The sequence below is a fragment of the Rhodanobacter sp. KK11 genome, from assembly GCF_033345435.1.
Taxonomy (GTDB): domain Bacteria; phylum Pseudomonadota; class Gammaproteobacteria; order Xanthomonadales; family Rhodanobacteraceae; genus Rhodanobacter.
In genome coordinates this window covers 1,257,856-1,273,077 of sequence record NZ_JAWPMI010000001.1, presented here as the reverse complement: position 1 = coordinate 1,273,077, position 15,222 = coordinate 1,257,856, and the positions used below count along the sequence as shown (strand labels likewise).

The window sequence follows — 15,222 nt, the reverse complement described above, 5'->3', positions numbered from 1 at the left end:
GTTACCTTGCATCGTCGGCCAAGCGCGAAATCCGCTGCATGTCCCTGAACGACACCCTGGTCTTCCTGCGCGCCTGGCTGCGCGACCCGCGCGGCATCGGCGCGGTGACACCGTCCGGCGCGGCGCTGGCGCGGCTGATGACCAGTCACGTCAGCGCGTTGGGCGGACCGGTGATCGAACTGGGGCCCGGCACTGGCGCATTGACCCGCGCCCTGCTGGCGCGTGGCGTACCGTTGCACCGGCTGGCCCTGGTCGAAGCCGACCCGCAACTCGCCGATGCACTGGGTCGGCGCTACCCGGAGGCGATCATCCTGCGCATGGATGCCGCCCGGCTCGGCGATACCGCACCGCTGTTCGGCGACGAGCGCGCCTGTGCCGTGGTCAGCGGCCTGCCGCTGCTGTCGATGCCGCCGGTCCAGGTCGCCGCGATCATGCAAGGCGTGTTCGAACGCCAGCTGCGCAGCGGCGGCATGTTCTACCAGTTCACCTACGGCCCGCGCTGCCCGCTGCCGCCGGCCCTGCTCGCGCAGCTGAACCTGCAGGCCCGCCGGGTCGGCGGCGCGCTGTTCAACCTGCCACCGGCGACGGTGTACTGCATCAGCCGACGGGCGCAAAGCCAGGTCGCCGCCTGATTCGCCGACGCTTGCCGCAGGGCCCTGGGCAAGGTCCGCCGATCGACCACGAGTGAACGGGGTCTGAAAGCCGCCGCCCACCACGACATAACCTTTGCACCCCTGCGGCTATCACTGGACGCGATGCCTCGACGCGTGCGGATGACGCGCGGGCCCACCGCCGCAGAGGAGTGACGGATGCAACGCCGCGGGAAAGTACTCAGCTGGATCGCAGGTGGCGTATTGGCGTTGCTCGCGGCGCTGTTGATCGTGGTCGCCACGTTCGACTGGAACCGGGTGAAGCCGTTCATCGCCGACAAGGTCAGCCAGGCCATCGGGCGGCCGTTCGCAATCAACGGCGAGCTTGGCGTGGACTGGCGCCGCGACCGCAACGGCCGCGGACCCGGCTCGTGGCTACCGTGGCCCGAGTTCACCGCGCGCGACATCAGCATCGCCAATCCTGACTGGACCGCGCAACCGCAGTTCGCCCATCTCGACGCGCTGCACTTCCGACTGTCGCTGCCGGCGCTTCTGGCGCACCGCATCGAGGTGCCCACGCTGCAGCTGGTGCGCCCCACGGTCGACCTGGAGCGCGACAAGTCGGGCCGCGCCAGCTGGGAATTCGCGCTGCCGGCAAACACCGCGCCCTCGGTCTGGAAGCTGCAGCTGGGCACGATCGGCTTCGACCAGGGCGTGATCACGCTCGACGACGCCGCCAGCCGGGTGAAGCTCAAGCTGGTGGTGGAGCCGTTGCAGGCGGCGATTCCCTACGCACAGATCGTGGCGCAACAATCCAGCGAGGCGCGCGAGCAAGCCGGCAGGACAGCCGGCGCGGCGGCGACGAAGGTGATGGCCGGTGGCGACGCCACGCCGGAACGGATCGGCCAGCCGACGGCGTCGACGGCCTACCAGTTCGGCTGGACCGCAAACGGCAGCTACCAGGGCAGCCCGCTCAGGGGCAAGGGCCGTACCGGCGCCGTGCTGGCGCTGCAGGACGCGAGCTTGCCGTTTCCGCTGCAGGCCGACCTGCGCATCGGCGACAACCGCATCGCACTGGTCGGCACGCTGACCGATCCGCTGCACCTGGGTGCGCTCGACGTGCGCCTGTGGCTCTCCGGTTCCAGCATGGCCAGGCTGTATCCGATCACCGGCGTCACCCTGCCCGACACGCCACCGTACGCCACCGAGGGCCACTTGAAGGCCGAACTGCATCGCGGCGGCAGCCGTTACAGCTACCAGAACTTCCGCGGCCGCGTCGGCGGCAGCGACCTGGCCGGCAACCTGCTGTTCGTCACCGGCGGCGCGCGGCCGAAGTTGAGCGGCGAGCTGCATTCGAAGCTGCTGCAGTTCGCCGACCTCGCGCCGCTGATCGGCGCCGATTCCAGCACCCATAAGGCGCAGCGCGGCGACGCCACGCCGCAACCGGCCGACAAGCTGCTGCCGGTGGAACCGTTCCGCACCGACCGCTGGCAGGCGATGGACGCGGACGTGACCTTCGCCGGCGCGCGCATCGTACGCGGCGAGGCGCTGCCGATCGACTCGCTCAGTACCCACCTGGTGATGGACAACGGCGCGCTGCACCTCGACCCGCTGAGCTTCGGCCTCGCCGGCGGCACCGTGCGCAGCAACGTCACCCTCGACGGCAGCCGCACGCCGATGCGCGGCGTGCTGAAACTCGACGCACGCCACCTCAAGCTGAAGCAGCTGTTCCCGACCTTCGAGCCGATGCGCACCAGCTTCGGCGAGATCAACGGCCATGCCGCGCTCGATGCGCAGGGCAATTCGGTGGCCGCCCTGCTCGGCAGCGCGAACGGCGAGCTGAAGCTGCTGATGAACGACGGCGCGATCAGCAAGACTCTCCTGGAAACCGCCGGCCTCAACGTGGCCAACATCGTCATCGGCAAGCTGTTCGGCGACAAGACCGTACCGATCAACTGCGCCGCCACCGACATGGCCGCAACCGACGGCTTGTTCGACATGCGCCTGTTCGTGTTCGACACCGACGACGCGGTGGTCAACGTGACCGGTACGGTGAACTTCGCCAGCGAGAAACTCGACCTGGACGTGAAGCCGCATACCAAGGGCCTTCGCGTATTCTCGCTGCGCTCGCCACTGTACGTGCACGGCACGCTGAAGAACCCGGACGTCGGTGTGCACGCCGGCCCGCTGCTGGCGCGCGGCGCCGGCGCCGTCGCGCTGGGCACGGTCGCCGCGCCGGCCGCCCTGCTTGCCCTGATCGCGCCCAGCCACGGCGACGGCGGCGACAACACCTGCCGCAAGGTGCTGCAGCAGTTGCGCGGTGCCGACACGACGCAGACGCGCCCGCACCGGTAGGAGCCCGCTGGCGGGCGATGCTTTTGCTCTGCGCTTCCTGATCCCGGTGCTCATCAAAAAAAGCATCGCCCGCCAGCGGGCTCCTACAAGTGCGTTACGGTAATGACCAGGATATCCGTGATGGTTTGGCGAGAGCCGGCGCTAGAATGTCGCGCCACCCTCCCCTGCGAATTCCCCATGCAACCCGTCAACCAGGCCCGCCTGCAGATCCACTTCTGCGTGTTGCTGTGGGGCTTCACTGCGATCCTCGGCAAGCTGATCACGCTGCCCGCGCTGCCGCTGGTGTGGTGGCGCATGCTGCTGGTGGTGGCGGCGCTGCTGTTGATGCCGCGGGTCTGGCGCGGGCTGCGTGCGATGCCGGCGCGGCTGATCGGGGCGTACGCCGGCATCGGTGTGCTGGTATCGCTGCATTGGCTCACCTTCTACGCGGCGATCAAGCTGTCGAACGCCTCGGTCGGCGCTACCTGCATCGCGCTGGGGCCGGTGTTCCTGGCCTTCATCGAGCCGTGGATCGCCAAGCGTCGCTTCGACCCGCGCGAGCTGCTGATCGGCGTGGCAGTGGTGCCGGGCGTGGTGATGGTGGTGGGCGGCGTGCCGCACGACATGCGCGCAGGGATAGCGGTGGGCGTGCTGTCGGCGCTGTTCGTGGCGTTCTTCGGCTCGCTCAACAAGCGCCTGGTCGAACACGGCGACCCGCTCACGGTGACCTTCATCGAGCTGGGCACCGGCACCGTCTTCCTCACCCTGCTGGCGCCGTTCATCCCGCATGTCGGCCCTGCGTTCATGCTGCCGGGCATGCACGATGCGCTGTTGCTGCTGGCGCTGTCGTTCGGCTGCACCCTGCTGCCGTTCGCGCTGGCGCTGGTGGCTCTGCGCCACATGAGCGCGTTCGGCACGCAGATGGTGACCAACCTGGAGCCGGTCTACGCGATCGTGCTGGCGATCGTGCTGCTGGGCGAGCAGCACGAGCTGGACGGCTGGTTCTACGCCGGCGTGGCGGTGATCCTCGCCGCGGTGTTCATGCATCCACTGCTGCATCGTCGCCGGCGTGCGCCGAAGCAGCCGGAGCTGCTCGGCACCGCGGAAAGCCACAACGTGGTGGACTGAACGGTCGCATTCAGGCCCCCGGCCCGTGCGTCGCAAAGACCCGGGTCGAGCCGTCGCGGCCGATCAGCACCACGTCGTAGCGTTCGGGCACGCCCATCTCCATGCCGGGCGAGCCCATCGGCATGCCGGGCGCCGCCAGGCCAATCGCATCCGGCCGCTCGGCCAGCAGGCGGCGGATGTCCTCCACCGGCACGTGGCCTTCGACTACGTAGCCGTCGATCAGTGCGGTGTGGCAGGACATGGCGCGGGCCGGCACATGAAAGCGCGCCTTCACCACGGCCATCGACTGATCCTGGTGCACGGTGACGGTGTAGCCGTGCGCACGCATGTAAGTCACCCACGCGCCGCAGCAGCCGCAGGAGGGATCGCTGTACACGTCGAACGCGTTCGACGCCAGCGCCGCCGGCGCAAACAACGCGGCAAGCAGCAGGCCGAGGCTTAAACGGGAAAACCATCGTTTCATGATCATGTTCCTGGCTGGAGGGCGGATGGCTGCCGGGGCGGCACCATCGTCGTGTTCGTTGCAACCGCTGATGCCGTCAGTGCGCATGCCCGGGCTCCGCCGCATCGTGGCCGTGGCCGGCTTCGCCGGACATGTCCATGTCCTCGTCCGGCGGCGCTTTCGCCACGATGTCCTTGTACTGCGCCGGCGTCATGCCGGGCAGTTTCTGCAGGAACGCGACCATGCTCCAGATGGTGGCGTCGTCGTGGCTGGCACCCCAGGCCGGCATCGCGCTCATCTTGATGCCGTGCTTGATCACCCAGAACGCCTCGCGCGGGTCGGGCCGGAACTTCGCCAGTTGCGGCGGCTTCGGATACAGGCCCGGACGCATTTCGTTCTCGGCCATGCCCGGCGCCAGGTGGCAGCCGGTGCACATCGCCGCGTACTGGCCGGCACCCTTGAGGATCAGCGGCGGGTCGTCGAGGTTCGGCACCACGATGTCCTTCGCGTGGTGCTCGATCGAACGCTCGCGCAGCGCCTGCATCAACGCGTAGACGGGTTTCGTGTGGTGGACGTCGGCACCGATGTTGTAGACGCCGGACCAGACGAAGGCGCCGACGCCGGCGATGGCGACCACGCAGAGGATGGCGAGGGTGACGATGAGTCGTTTCATGGGCTTTCCTCAGAACCAGATGCGGACGCCGGCAACCCACTGCCGGTCGAAGACTGCCTGATGGTCAGCGCGGGCGAAGCCGGCCGTGGCGCCGAAGCGGCGCGTCCAGACTACGCCGATGTACGGCGCGAATTCACGCCGGATCTCGTAGCGCAGGCGCAAGCCCAGCTTCGCGTCCGAGACGCCGCTGCCGACGCCGCGCGCCGGGTCGGCCTTGCCGTACAGGTTGACCTCCACCTCCGGCTGCAGGATCAGCCGCTGGGTGAACAGCAGTTCGTAGTCGGCGCGCAGGCGCGCCGCGGTGCGGCCGCCGCTGCCGACATAGGCGGTTGCCTCCAGCTCGAACCAGTACGGCGCCAGGCCCTGCACGCCGAACGCGGCCCAAGACCGTTTCGGACCTTCGCCAAACTCCTGCCGCACGCCCAACTGGCTGCTCCAGAACGTGGCGATGGCGCGGTTCCAGAACACTTCGGCATCGCCATGTTCCAGCTTGCCACCACTACGCTCTCCTTCCGTGCGAAGCCACAGCTTGCCGGTGTCGTTGCCGTACCAGCCCTGGGCTTCCCAGCTCTGGCCGTTCGCCTCGCGGCCGTGGAACGCTTCCAGCCGATTCACCAGCAGCATGCCGAACGGTGCGCTGCCGTGCAGGTGCAGCGAGCGCGCGGAGCTGGCGGCGATGCCGTCGGAGTAATCGCCGCTGCGGGCATCCGCCGGCGCGTGGCCGCCCTGCATCGACCCCATCACTGTGCCGGCAGCCGCAGCCGTTCCATGCACCGTGCCATGGCTCATGCCGGATATGGCCTGGTGCTGCATGCCCGGCATGGCGTGACTGGATGTTGCCGGGCTGGCAGGCGCGGCACCGTGGTCAGCTCCGTGCATCGCGCCGTGGTCCATCCCGTGCATGTCATGCGCGCCCACGGAGGGAGGCGTCGGGGCGCGTGGCTTCTCCGCCTTCTCGACCGGCGTTGCCTGCCCCGGCGGCGGCGTGCTGCCTGCCGTGGCCGGCATCGCCATGCCGTGCATGCCGGCGTGATCCATCTCCACCGGCGCCGTGCCGGCGGGCGCGGGCGCGCTCTGCGCGACGGCCGCCAGCGGCAGCGCCAGCAGCAGCGCGACCAGCCGGGCCGGACGCAGCGGAACCTTCCGTCTGTCGCGACGACCCATCCTCATGACACCACCACCTCGCGGAACATGCCCGCCTCCATGTGGTACAGCAGGTGGCAGTGGTAGGCCCAGCGCCCCGGCGCATCGGCCGTGACCGCATAGCTGATGCGCTGCGCCGGCTGCACGTTGATGGTGTGCTTGCGCACCTGGAACCGGCCGTCGGGACTCTCCAGTTCACTCCACATGCCGTGCAGGTGGATCGGGTGGTTCATCATGGTGTCGTTGACCAGCACGATGCGCAGGCGCTCGCCGGTGTTGAAATGCACCGGCCTGGCGTCGGGATACTTGATGCCGTCGAACGACCACATGAAGCGCTCCATGTTGCCGGTCAGGTGCAGCTCGATCTCGCGGCCGGGTTCGCGCGCGTCGATCGGGCCGCCGAGGGTGTGCAGGTCGGCGTAGGTCAGCACGCGGCGGCCGTTGTCGCGCAGGCCGATGCCCGGGTCGTCCAGATTGGTCCGCGGCACGTCGACGCGCATGTCCACGCCGGGGCCGTATTCGCTGCGGGCATGACGCACGGCGGGTACGGCCGCCGTACTGGCCATGTCGCCATGATCCATGCCGGCGTGCTCCATGCCGGGCATCGCGGCGTGGCCGCCGCCGTGGTCCGCGTGCGACATCGCGCCCATCATGTCCTGCATGTCCAGCCATACGCGCCGGTCCAGCGCCGGCACCTCGGCTTCCATGCCGGCGCGCGGCGCCAGCGTGCCACGCGCGTAGCCGCTGCGGTCGATCGACTGGGCGAACACGGTGTACGCGCGCGCCTCCTGCGGCTCGACGATCACGTCGTAGGTTTCGGCCGCCGAGATGCGGAATTCGTCGACCGGCACCGGCTGCACGTCCTGGCCGTCGGCGGCGATCACCGTCATCTTCAGGCCGGGAATGCGCACGTCGAAGATGGTCGACGACGAACCGTTGATGAAGCGCAGCCGGATCTTCTCGCCGGGCTTGAAGATGCCGGTCCAGTTGCCGGCGGGTGCGGTGCCGTTCATCAGGTAGGTATAGGTGTGGCCGGAGACGTCGCTGAGGTCGGTCGGATTCATCCGCATCTCGTTCCACATCCTGCGCATGGCCAACGCCTGGCTCAGACCCTTCGTGCGCACGTCGCGGAAGAAATCCGGCACGGTGGGCTGGGCGAAGTTGTAGTAGTCGCTCTGCTTCTTGAGCCTGGCGTAGATGCGCTCGGGGTCCTCGTCGGTCCAGTCGTTGAGCATCACCACGTAGTCGCGGTCCGCGGGGTAGCGCTCGGGGCCGGCCGGTTCGATCACCAGCGGGCCGTACAGCGCGTTCTGCTCCTGGAAACCCGAGTGCGAGTGATACCAGTAGGTGCCGCTCTGGCGCAGCTGGAACCGGTACAGGAAACTCTCGCCCGGCGCGATGCCGTCGAAGCTGAGGCCGGGTACGCCGTCCATCTGGAACGGCAGGATGATGCCGTGCCAGTGGATCGAGGTGGGCACACGCAGGCGGTTGGTCACGCGCAGGTTCACCGTGGTGCCTTCGCGCATGCGCAGCAGCGGGCCGGGCACGCTGCCGTTGACGGTGGTTGCCGGGCGCAGCGCGCCGGTGAAGTTGACCGCGGTCTCGGCGATGTCCAGCGCGAAATCGGTGCCGCTCAAGACGGTGGGCTGGCCGGGGCTGGTCAGCGCCCAGACATTTGGCGGGCGCAGCAGGCCAAGACCGGCCACCGCACCGCCCAGGGCCAGGCCCTGCACGAAACGTCGCCGCGACAGATCGACCGCGGGCAACGGGGAAAATGGATTCACGTTCACTTCCTTCGAGGAGGCATCGGCGACCGATGCCGATCAAGGGCTGCGTTCACGCCCGCGGCAAGGCGGGCGCGAACGCGCTATCGCAGCGGACGGGAATCAGCCGAGCGGCGGCCGCAACGGCACGGCGTGGACGACACTGGGGGCCGCCACGAAGGAGGAAACGACGCGCAGCGGCTCCGGCGCCACCGGCGCGAGTCCGGCCATCGCCAGCACCGGCAGCACGCTGCCGCACGCCGCCGCGCACTGGGCCGATCCCATCGACCCGCGCTGGTCGGGGTGCGAGCCATCGCAACAGTCGGCCGGAGCCGGCAGGGCTTGCCCGCCGTGGTCGAACGCATGCGCGACCGTTGCCGCAGGCACCGCGCCCCCCACGTCGCCAACCATTCCGCGCGGCATGCCGTGCAGCGGCGCCAGCGCGAGGATCAGCCACGCCAACCAGGCCATCGCCCGGAGGGACGGCAAGCGTGCAGCGTGGCGCAGCGGGCGGTTCATCGGCACAGCATAGGGTCCGTGCCGGCGGGCCTCAACTCTGGACGAGGGTCCAGCGGACCTCGCCGGCACGCCTGCCGCGGCGGGTTTGCCGACGCTACTTGGTATAGCCCATGTGCAGCGTGATCTTGTCGCCGGCCTTCAGGTTCGCCACCGACGCCGGCGGGAAGTGCAGGCGCAGCGACATGCCTTCCGCGTCCGCCTCGACGATGCCGGTCTTGGTATCCACCGAGCTCACCGTGGCCGGCATCATGTGCATGCTGCCGTTCTTGTTGTGGCGCATCATCTTGTTGTGATGCATGCCGCCCATCTGGCCCATGCTGCTCGACGACGACGCCGGCGCCATGCCGCCGGTGTCCTGGGCACTGACCGTGCCGAAGGCCAGGCAAAGGCCGACAGCGGCTGTCGAAACAATGATTCTTGGCAGGAACGTCATGATGATTCTCCGCGCAGGGGACGTCCGGAGCCGATGCCCGGCCGGTTGCAACGCTGCAACGACGGGAGCCTGCGCCGGTGAATGTGCACGGAAAGTCACGCGACGCCCGGGCCGGCGCCGCCGGCCATCTATACTGGACCACCCCGCCCCCCGTGACCGCCATGAATTACCGCCACGCCTATCACGCCGGCAATTTCGCCGATGTCCTCAAGCACGTCGTGCTGCTGGCGTTGGTCGAGGCGTTGCAGGCCAAGCCCACCCCGTTCTGCTACGTCGACACGCACGCCGGCAGCGGCAGCTATCCGCTGGAAGGTTTCGAGGCGAAGAAGACCGGCGAGCACCTGGACGGCATCGCCCGCCTGCACCCGGCCGAAAAACTGCCGCCGCTGCTCAAGCGCTGGCGCGACGGCATCCTCAAGGGCGAAGGCAACGAGCAAGGCCTGAAGCACTACCCCGGCTCGCCGCTGCAGGTCGCCCGCCTCCTGCGCCCGGGTGACAGCGCCCAGCTGTGCGAACTGCATACCGAGGAAGCGGCCAAGCTGCGCGAGCTGTTCCGCGGCAACCCGCAGGTGCACGTGCACCAGCGTGACGGCTACGAGGCGCTGAAAGCGCTGCTGCCGCCGAAGGAAAAACGCGGTCTGGTGCTGATCGACCCGCCGTACGAGGCGCAGGACGCCGAGTACAAGCTGATCGAGCAGGCGCTGAAGGCGGCCTTGGCGCGCTGGCCCGGCGGCGTCTATGCAGTGTGGTACCCGATCAAGCTGCGCAGCCAGGTGCAACCGTTCCTGCGCAAGCTGCAGCACAGCGGGGTGAAGCGCGTCCTGCGCGCCGAACTGCTGGTGCACCCGGACGATACGCCGCTGCGCCTCAACGGCTCGGGCATGGTGATCCTCAACGCGCCGTGGAACCTCGACGACACCCTGCGCGAACCGCTGCGCGTGCTGGCCAGCCTGCTGGCGCAGGATCGCCCGGCCGAATGGAAGCTGGAGTGGCTGCTGGACGAGGCCGGCAGCCAGCTGAACACGCCCAGCCCCTTGCCCGCCTCGCGACTACCGCGGCCGCCGGGCCGCCGCTAAGCTCGACGTACCCAGCCAGCGTTCCTCCAGGAGCACGATCATGCGTACCCGCCCCGCCTTCCTGCTGACCCGCCTCGCCGTGCCGGCCGCCGCGCTGGCACTGGCCGCCTGCGCCCCCGCGCCGATCTACAAGACCACCGGCGCCGCGATCGCCGCCGCACCGTTCCAGGTGGCGCAGTCGCCGGAGAACTTCAGCAACCGCGAGGTGATCTGGGGCGGCCGCATCGTGCAGGTCAAGGTGTTCGCCGACCACAGCGAGATCGAGCTGCTGGCCTACCCGCTGGACTCCTCGCAGCGCCCGAAGGCCAACGACAGCGGCAACGGCCGCTTCATCGCGGTGATGCCCGGCTACGTCGAACCGCTGGACTACCCCGCCGGCGCGCTGATGACCGTCAACGGCAAGCTCAACGGCAGCCGCGCCGGCAAGGTCGGCGAGGCCGACTACGTGTTCCCGCTGGTCAGCGTGGCGCAGTCGCACGTATGGACCGCCGAGGAGATGAACAAGGGGCGCAACAACGTGCGCTTCGGCGTGGGCGTGGGCGTCGGTATCCGCTGACCGCGCTGCTCCGGGCCGACTGCCTGCCGGCCCGTTGCCGCATCACCGATTGAATTGCGCGAACGTCACGAAGTGGCCGCCCGGTTCGCGATAGCCGATCTCGGTGGCGCCATAGAACGTGTCGTGGCGCGGCGCCACGATCTCGCAGCCTTCCAGCGCTGCGGCCAACGCGTCGATGTCGTCCACCTCGACGAACAGGCAGCTGCGATCGCCGCGCCACGCCATCCCCGCCGCGTGGGGATCAGCCGCCAGCGAAGCGGTGGTCTGCAGCATCAGCTCAATGCCGTTGCCGACCAGGATCACGAACGCCGGCCCGCCTTCGCCCGGCACCTCCGCCGTCACCGTGTAACCCAGCCGGTCGCGCCAGAACGCGAGGCTCGGCGCAATCGTTTCGACAAACAGTACGGGCGTGGCCTTGCGGCAAACCGGTAACACCATGATGAAACTCCTGACCGATGGGGGTACCAGCATGCACGCATCGGCCGGCGCCGTATTGAACGAACGCGTCAGCGCCAGCGGCCGGGCGTGACGCCGCTGAAGCGACGGAACTCGCGCACGAAATGCGCCTGGTCGCTGTAACCCGCGATCACGGCGATATCGGCGCAGCGATGATTCTGCTGCGACAATAATTGCCGCGCCCGCTCGAACCGCAGGTAGCGCAGATGCTGCCGCGGGCTGACGCCGAGATGGTCCATGAAGCGCCGCTGCAGCGTGCGCAGGCCCATGCCGGTGTCGTCCGCCAGCGCCGCAGGCGACACCGGCAGCGCCGCTCGCGCCGACAACTGCTGCAACAATTGCACGAAAGGGCCGGATGGAAGTCGCGGCAGGATCGCCCGCAGACTTGCATCGGTTCGGCGGCAACGCGCGGCAAAATCGGGAGCGGCATGCCAGCCATCCAGCGGTGGCTGCCACACCGAGGCCGGCAACGCGGCATACGCGACACGGTCATCGGTCAGCAAAGACAGCGGCGCGCCCAAGAGCGAAAACAGGGCGCCGGGCGCAAAACGGATACCGAACAGGTCCTGCCGGCCGCCCATCCGCACCTCGATGGCACGAGTCATCGTGCCGACCCAGTACATCTGCGGATGCCCACCGGAAAAATCGCAGATCAGATCGGCACAACCGTCAGGAAGAATGCGCTGCATGGCAAGCCCGCCACCGACCGCGCCGTCGACACCCCAATAGGCGGCAACCAGTCCTTGCAGGTACGGCGACGGCAGGGATTCCCGATAGCTCATCCGCGCATCTTGCCATGGCGACCGCGGCGCTCGCTGCCGTTTCATCCGGTGCCTTACACTTCGCAGCCATTGTCGAAGGAAGCGCACATGTCAGGTCACGCAGCCAATCCCATCAAGGCCATCTTCCTCGCGCTGGGTGCGAACTTCGCCATCTTCGTGGCCAAGCTGTTCGCCGCGTTGGTCACCAGCTCCGGCGCAATGATGGCCGAGGCGGTGCATTCGCTGGCCGACTGCGGCAACCAGGGCCTGCTGCTGCTCGGCATCCGCCAGGCCAAGCGCCCGCCGTCCGACGAGTATCCGCTGGGCTGGGGCCGCGCGCTGTACTTCTGGTCGTTCCTGGTCGCCATCCTGCTGTTCAGCGTGGGCGGCATGTTCTCGATCTACGAGGGCATCCACAAACTCACCCATCCCGAGCCGCTGAAGTGGCCGTGGCTGGCGCTCGGCGTGCTGCTGTTCGGCATCGTGGTCGAAGGCATCTCGATGCGCGGCTGCCTGCAGGAAGTGAACAAGGCCCGCGGCGACCAGGATCTATGGACGTGGTTCCGCGAAACCCGCTCCAGCGAGCTGCTGGTGATCTTCGGCGAAGACCTGGCCGCCCTCGTCGGCCTGTGTCTGGCCGCGCTCGCGGTGGGCGCCACCATGCTCACCGGCAACCTGATGTTCGACGCCGCCGGCACCATCGCCATCGGCGTGCTGCTGATCGTGGTGGCGGTGCTGGTGGCGATCGAGGTGAAGGCGCTGCTGATCGGTCAGGGCGTGGAGCCGCGCCGCCGCGAGGAATTGCTGGCGTTCCTCAACGCGCGCGCGGAAGTCGCCGAAGTGCTGAACCTGATCACGCTGCAGATGGGTGCCGACGTGATGGTCGCGGTGAAGGCGCGCATGCAACCCACCGCCAACCTGATCGAGGCGATCAACACCGTCGAGGCGGCGATGAAGGCACAGTTCGGCGATGTACGCTGGAGCTTCTTCGAGCCGGACAACGCGGACTGAATCCCACGCTGTTGCCCTGCCACCCCGCCAACGCATTCCCGGTATTTCCCATGCGCAACCCGCTCCAGGAACAACTGCTCAAGGCCGGCCTGGTCAAGAAGAACCAGGTGGCGCAGGTCGCGCGCGAGCAGGCGAAGAAACATCAGGGCAAGGCGCCGGTGGCGCCGGGCGCCGAAGAACTGCAGGCGCGGCGACTGCAGGCGGAGAAGGCCGAGCGCGACCGCGCCATTGCCGCCGAACGCAACGCACAGGCGCGGGCGCATGAGGCGCGCGCGCAGGTGCAGCAGATCGTCGAGGCGCACAAGGTGAAGCGCGAGGGTGAGATCGCCTACCGCTTCGCCGACGGCGACAGGATCAGGGACGTGCTGGTGAGCGCGGCGTTGCGCGCGCAACTGGCCGCCGGCACGCTGGTGATCGTGCGCCACGGCGAGGGCTACGAGCTGCTGCCGCGCGCCGCCGCCGACAAGGTGTACGAGCGCGATGCGGCGATCATCGTGCTCGACCACGGCCGCGCCGAAGCCGGCAGCGGCAACGCTGCGGACGACGAGTACTACAAGCAGTTCGAAGTGCCGGACGACCTGATCTGGTGACGCGTCAGCGCTTCGGTTCGAGCAGGTCCCAGCCGTTGCCGTACAGGTCCTCGAACACCGCCACCGTGCCGTAGGCTTCGTGGCGCGGCTCCTCGCGGAAGTGCACGCCAGCCGCACGCATGCGTTGCCAGTCGCGCTGGAAGTCGTCGGTGTGCAGCAGCAGGAATACGCGGCCGCCGGTCTGGTTGCCGATGCGCGAGGCCTGCTCGCCGCCCTTGGCCTTGGCCAGCAGCAGGCGGGTTTCGCGCGAACCGGGCGGCGCCAGCAGCACCCAGCGCTTGCCCCCGCCCATGTCGGTGTCCTCGACCAGTTCGAAGCCGAGCGCGCGGGTGTACCAGGCGATCGCCTCGTCGTAGTCGGCGACCAGCAGCGCGAGCGCGCCGAGATGCTGTTTCATTTCCTTGCCTCGAGCGTCGGCAGCGGTCCCAGCGCCGCCTGCATTTTCTTCGTCAGCCTGGCGCGGACCCGTGTGTACGCATCGAGCACGAAGGCTTCCAGCTCCGTCGTGGCGAAACGCTGCGGTTCGATGATCGAGATCCAGTGCGCGCGCGCCAGGTACGGCGCCGGGATGATGCCGGGCTGGTCGGTGAGTTCGAGGAAGCGCTCGTCGGCCACCTTGCACGACAGCCGGCCGCCTTCGCTGCCGTCCGATGGCATCACCGCAAACATCTTGCCGCCGACGCTGAACACCATGTCGACGCCCCACTTGGTATCGCGGGTGACGCCAGGCCAGTGGCCACACAACGCGTCCAGTTGGGCGGCGCTGAGGCCGTGGCCTGGTTTGCGGGTCATGCCGTGCTCCGGGGAAATCCAGCTTGGCATTGTGCGGGGCGGCGCGGCGCCTGTCTGCCCACGCCGCACCCTTCCGTACCGCAACATCCGTCCGCAGGCCGCGGCATCGGCGCTGTGGTTGCGTGGCTGAGCGCCATGATGTCCGTCATTGCAAATTCATGCTGCATTGCACACAATACGCAAAAGTACGGAATCGCCATGATCCCCGCCATCGACTTCTCCGCCCCCACCCGCTACGCCCCGCTGCCGCCGCGCACCAGTGAACGCTTCGCGCGCCCGCGCGTGCAGCCCACGCCGCGTGGCGAGCAGGTGTCCACCCAGGACGGCCGCGAACTGGTGCTGCGCGCCATCGAGCCGGGCGACGTGGCCGCGATGCAGCGTTGTTTCACCCGGCTGTCGCCGGAAGACATCCGCCGCCGTTTTCTGCATGCGATGTCCGAGCTGCCGGCGCCGATGGCGCAGCGGCTGTGCCGCATCGACCCCGCGCGCGAAACTGCCTACGTGCTGATGGACGAATCCGCCAAGCCGGCCGAGATGCGCGGCGTGGGCCGGATCTACGTGGACGAGGCCACCGACAGCGCCGAGTTCTCGGTGCTGGTGGAGCGGGACTGGAGCCGCCGCGGCCTCGGCGCGCTGCTGATGCAGCGGCTGGTCGACGATTGCCGCCGCCGCGGCCTCGCCGAACTGTGGGGCTACGTGCTGCTGGAAAACCGGCCGATGCTGCAGCTGTGCAAGGAACTGGGTTTCACCCAGCGCATGCTGCCGGACGAACCGGGCACCGCGCAGATCACGCTGAAGCTGTAGCGGCGCGCTGACACGCGATGCCCTGCCCGCCGAAAGCCGGGCTTCACGGCACGCAGCACGCCCCCGCGCGTGCGTACGCGAAACGGAGCGAGCGGCGCATCGCGTTACACTTGCCCGCTTTCCCTGGCGCAGCTCGATGGCAGCGCCCCGC

18 protein-coding genes are annotated in these 15,222 nt (G+C 68.7%); 8 read left to right on the top strand and 10 right to left on the bottom strand.

From position 1 onward, the window contains the following. Positions 1–38: 38 nt before the first annotated feature. The 3 genes from R5H19_RS05605 to R5H19_RS05595 all read left to right on the top strand — a co-directional run bounded on the left by R5H19_RS05605 (position 39) and on the right by R5H19_RS05595 (position 4,052). Positions 39–632, top strand: coding sequence for a phospholipid methyltransferase (locus R5H19_RS05605; protein ID WP_318157963.1), 594 nt, complete (start codon positions 39–41; stop codon positions 630–632). Between the two features lie 177 nt (positions 633–809). After that, positions 810–2,945 carry an AsmA family protein gene (locus tag R5H19_RS05600; protein WP_318157962.1) on the top strand — a complete coding sequence of 712 codons (2,136 nt, stop codon included), beginning with the start codon at positions 810–812 and terminating at the stop codon, positions 2,943–2,945. Between the two features lie 177 nt (positions 2,946–3,122). Further along, positions 3,123–4,052, top strand: coding sequence for a DMT family transporter (locus tag R5H19_RS05595; protein WP_318157961.1), 930 nt, complete (start codon positions 3,123–3,125; stop codon positions 4,050–4,052). A gap of 10 nt (positions 4,053–4,062) precedes the next feature. Here the strand turns inward: R5H19_RS05595 and R5H19_RS05590 are convergent, their stop codons facing one another. The 6 genes from R5H19_RS05590 to R5H19_RS05565 all read right to left on the bottom strand — a co-directional run bounded on the left by R5H19_RS05590 (position 4,063) and on the right by R5H19_RS05565 (position 9,025). Continuing rightward, positions 4,063–4,515 (bottom strand): DUF411 domain-containing protein, encoded by a 453-nt coding sequence (locus R5H19_RS05590; protein ID WP_318157960.1) that lies wholly within the window; start codon positions 4,513–4,515, stop codon positions 4,063–4,065. Positions 4,516–4,591: 76 nt separating this feature from the next. Continuing rightward, positions 4,592–5,167 carry a c-type cytochrome gene (locus tag R5H19_RS05585; protein ID WP_318157959.1) on the bottom strand — a complete coding sequence of 192 codons (576 nt, stop codon included), beginning with the start codon at positions 5,165–5,167 and terminating at the stop codon, positions 4,592–4,594. A 9-nt stretch (positions 5,168–5,176) separates the two neighbouring features. Then, positions 5,177–6,337 (bottom strand): copper resistance protein B, encoded by a 1,161-nt coding sequence (locus R5H19_RS05580; protein ID WP_318157958.1) that lies wholly within the window; start codon positions 6,335–6,337, stop codon positions 5,177–5,179. Next, positions 6,334–8,094 carry a copper resistance system multicopper oxidase gene (locus R5H19_RS05575; protein WP_318157957.1) on the bottom strand — a complete coding sequence of 587 codons (1,761 nt, stop codon included), beginning with the start codon at positions 8,092–8,094 and terminating at the stop codon, positions 6,334–6,336. Before R5H19_RS05575 ends, R5H19_RS05580 begins: the two co-directional genes overlap by 4 nt. Before the next feature lie 102 nt (positions 8,095–8,196). Continuing rightward, positions 8,197–8,592 (bottom strand): hypothetical protein, encoded by a 396-nt coding sequence (locus tag R5H19_RS05570; protein WP_318157956.1) that lies wholly within the window; start codon positions 8,590–8,592, stop codon positions 8,197–8,199. 94 nt (positions 8,593–8,686) lie between these two features. Then, a complete protein-coding gene (locus R5H19_RS05565; RefSeq protein WP_318157955.1) occupies positions 8,687–9,025 on the bottom strand; it encodes a hypothetical protein in 339 nt (112 codons plus the stop codon). A gap of 161 nt (positions 9,026–9,186) precedes the next feature. On the opposite strand from R5H19_RS05565, the gene rlmJ reads away from it, so the two are divergent. Then, complete coding sequence (rlmJ, locus tag R5H19_RS05560) at positions 9,187–10,101, top strand: 23S rRNA (adenine(2030)-N(6))-methyltransferase RlmJ (protein ID WP_318157954.1); 915 nt, start codon at positions 9,187–9,189, stop codon at positions 10,099–10,101. 40 nt (positions 10,102–10,141) lie between these two features. Then, positions 10,142–10,657, top strand: coding sequence for a Slp family lipoprotein (locus tag R5H19_RS05555; protein ID WP_318157953.1), 516 nt, complete (start codon positions 10,142–10,144; stop codon positions 10,655–10,657). Between the two features lie 42 nt (positions 10,658–10,699). Here the strand turns inward: R5H19_RS05555 and R5H19_RS05550 are convergent, their stop codons facing one another. Both R5H19_RS05550 and R5H19_RS05545 read right to left on the bottom strand, forming a co-directional pair. Further along, entirely contained in the window at positions 10,700–11,095 is a 396-nt protein-coding gene (locus R5H19_RS05550) for a VOC family protein (protein ID WP_318157952.1), read from the bottom strand. Positions 11,096–11,163: 68 nt separating this feature from the next. Then, positions 11,164–11,895, bottom strand: coding sequence for an AraC family transcriptional regulator (locus tag R5H19_RS05545; protein WP_318157951.1), 732 nt, complete (start codon positions 11,893–11,895; stop codon positions 11,164–11,166). An 87-nt stretch (positions 11,896–11,982) separates the two neighbouring features. On the opposite strand from R5H19_RS05545, the gene R5H19_RS05540 reads away from it, so the two are divergent. Further along, positions 11,983–12,885 carry a cation diffusion facilitator family transporter gene (locus R5H19_RS05540; protein WP_318157950.1) on the top strand — a complete coding sequence of 301 codons (903 nt, stop codon included), beginning with the start codon at positions 11,983–11,985 and terminating at the stop codon, positions 12,883–12,885. Positions 12,886–12,935: 50 nt separating this feature from the next. Continuing rightward, positions 12,936–13,475 carry a DUF2058 domain-containing protein gene (locus R5H19_RS05535; RefSeq protein ID WP_318157949.1) on the top strand — a complete coding sequence of 180 codons (540 nt, stop codon included), beginning with the start codon at positions 12,936–12,938 and terminating at the stop codon, positions 13,473–13,475. Between the two features lie 4 nt (positions 13,476–13,479). On the opposite strand, the gene R5H19_RS05530 is transcribed toward R5H19_RS05535, so the two are convergent. Beyond that, complete coding sequence (locus tag R5H19_RS05530; RefSeq protein ID WP_318157948.1) at positions 13,480–13,872, bottom strand: VOC family protein; 393 nt, start codon at positions 13,870–13,872, stop codon at positions 13,480–13,482. Then, on the bottom strand, positions 13,869–14,267 hold the full coding sequence (locus tag R5H19_RS05525; protein WP_318157947.1) for an MmcQ/YjbR family DNA-binding protein: 399 nt from the start codon (positions 14,265–14,267) through the stop codon (positions 13,869–13,871). Before R5H19_RS05525 ends, R5H19_RS05530 begins: the two co-directional genes overlap by 4 nt. 198 nt (positions 14,268–14,465) lie before the next feature. On the opposite strand from R5H19_RS05525, the gene R5H19_RS05520 reads away from it, so the two are divergent. Further along, positions 14,466–15,071: a GNAT family N-acetyltransferase gene (locus tag R5H19_RS05520; RefSeq protein ID WP_318157946.1), complete on the top strand. Its 606-nt coding sequence runs from the start codon at positions 14,466–14,468 to the stop codon at positions 15,069–15,071. The last annotated feature ends 151 nt before the right edge of the window (positions 15,072–15,222 follow it).

Bases quoted from the DNA above. Each gene is read 5' to 3' on its own strand.
- R5H19_RS05605 (WP_318157963.1), top strand. From the start codon at position 39: ATGTCCCTGAACGACACCCTGGTCTTCCTGCGCGCCTGGCTGCGCGAC.
- R5H19_RS05600 (WP_318157962.1), top strand. From the start codon at position 810: ATGCAACGCCGCGGGAAAGTACTCAGCTGGATCGCAGGTGGCGTATTG.
- R5H19_RS05595 (WP_318157961.1), top strand. From the start codon at position 3,123: ATGCAACCCGTCAACCAGGCCCGCCTGCAGATCCACTTCTGCGTGTTG.
- R5H19_RS05590 (WP_318157960.1), bottom strand. From the start codon at position 4,515: ATGAAACGATGGTTTTCCCGTTTAAGCCTCGGCCTGCTGCTTGCCGCG.
- R5H19_RS05585 (WP_318157959.1), bottom strand. From the start codon at position 5,167: ATGAAACGACTCATCGTCACCCTCGCCATCCTCTGCGTGGTCGCCATC.
- R5H19_RS05580 (WP_318157958.1), bottom strand. From the start codon at position 6,337: ATGAGGATGGGTCGTCGCGACAGACGGAAGGTTCCGCTGCGTCCGGCC.
- R5H19_RS05570 (WP_318157956.1), bottom strand. From the start codon at position 8,592: ATGAACCGCCCGCTGCGCCACGCTGCACGCTTGCCGTCCCTCCGGGCG.
- R5H19_RS05565 (WP_318157955.1), bottom strand. From the start codon at position 9,025: ATGACGTTCCTGCCAAGAATCATTGTTTCGACAGCCGCTGTCGGCCTT.
- rlmJ (WP_318157954.1), top strand. From the start codon at position 9,187: ATGAATTACCGCCACGCCTATCACGCCGGCAATTTCGCCGATGTCCTC.
- R5H19_RS05555 (WP_318157953.1), top strand. From the start codon at position 10,142: ATGCGTACCCGCCCCGCCTTCCTGCTGACCCGCCTCGCCGTGCCGGCC.
- R5H19_RS05550 (WP_318157952.1), bottom strand. From the start codon at position 11,095: ATGGTGTTACCGGTTTGCCGCAAGGCCACGCCCGTACTGTTTGTCGAA.
- R5H19_RS05545 (WP_318157951.1), bottom strand. From the start codon at position 11,895: ATGAGCTATCGGGAATCCCTGCCGTCGCCGTACCTGCAAGGACTGGTT.
- R5H19_RS05540 (WP_318157950.1), top strand. From the start codon at position 11,983: ATGTCAGGTCACGCAGCCAATCCCATCAAGGCCATCTTCCTCGCGCTG.
- R5H19_RS05535 (WP_318157949.1), top strand. From the start codon at position 12,936: ATGCGCAACCCGCTCCAGGAACAACTGCTCAAGGCCGGCCTGGTCAAG.
- R5H19_RS05530 (WP_318157948.1), bottom strand. From the start codon at position 13,872: ATGAAACAGCATCTCGGCGCGCTCGCGCTGCTGGTCGCCGACTACGAC.
- R5H19_RS05525 (WP_318157947.1), bottom strand. From the start codon at position 14,267: ATGACCCGCAAACCAGGCCACGGCCTCAGCGCCGCCCAACTGGACGCG.
- R5H19_RS05520 (WP_318157946.1), top strand. From the start codon at position 14,466: ATGATCCCCGCCATCGACTTCTCCGCCCCCACCCGCTACGCCCCGCTG.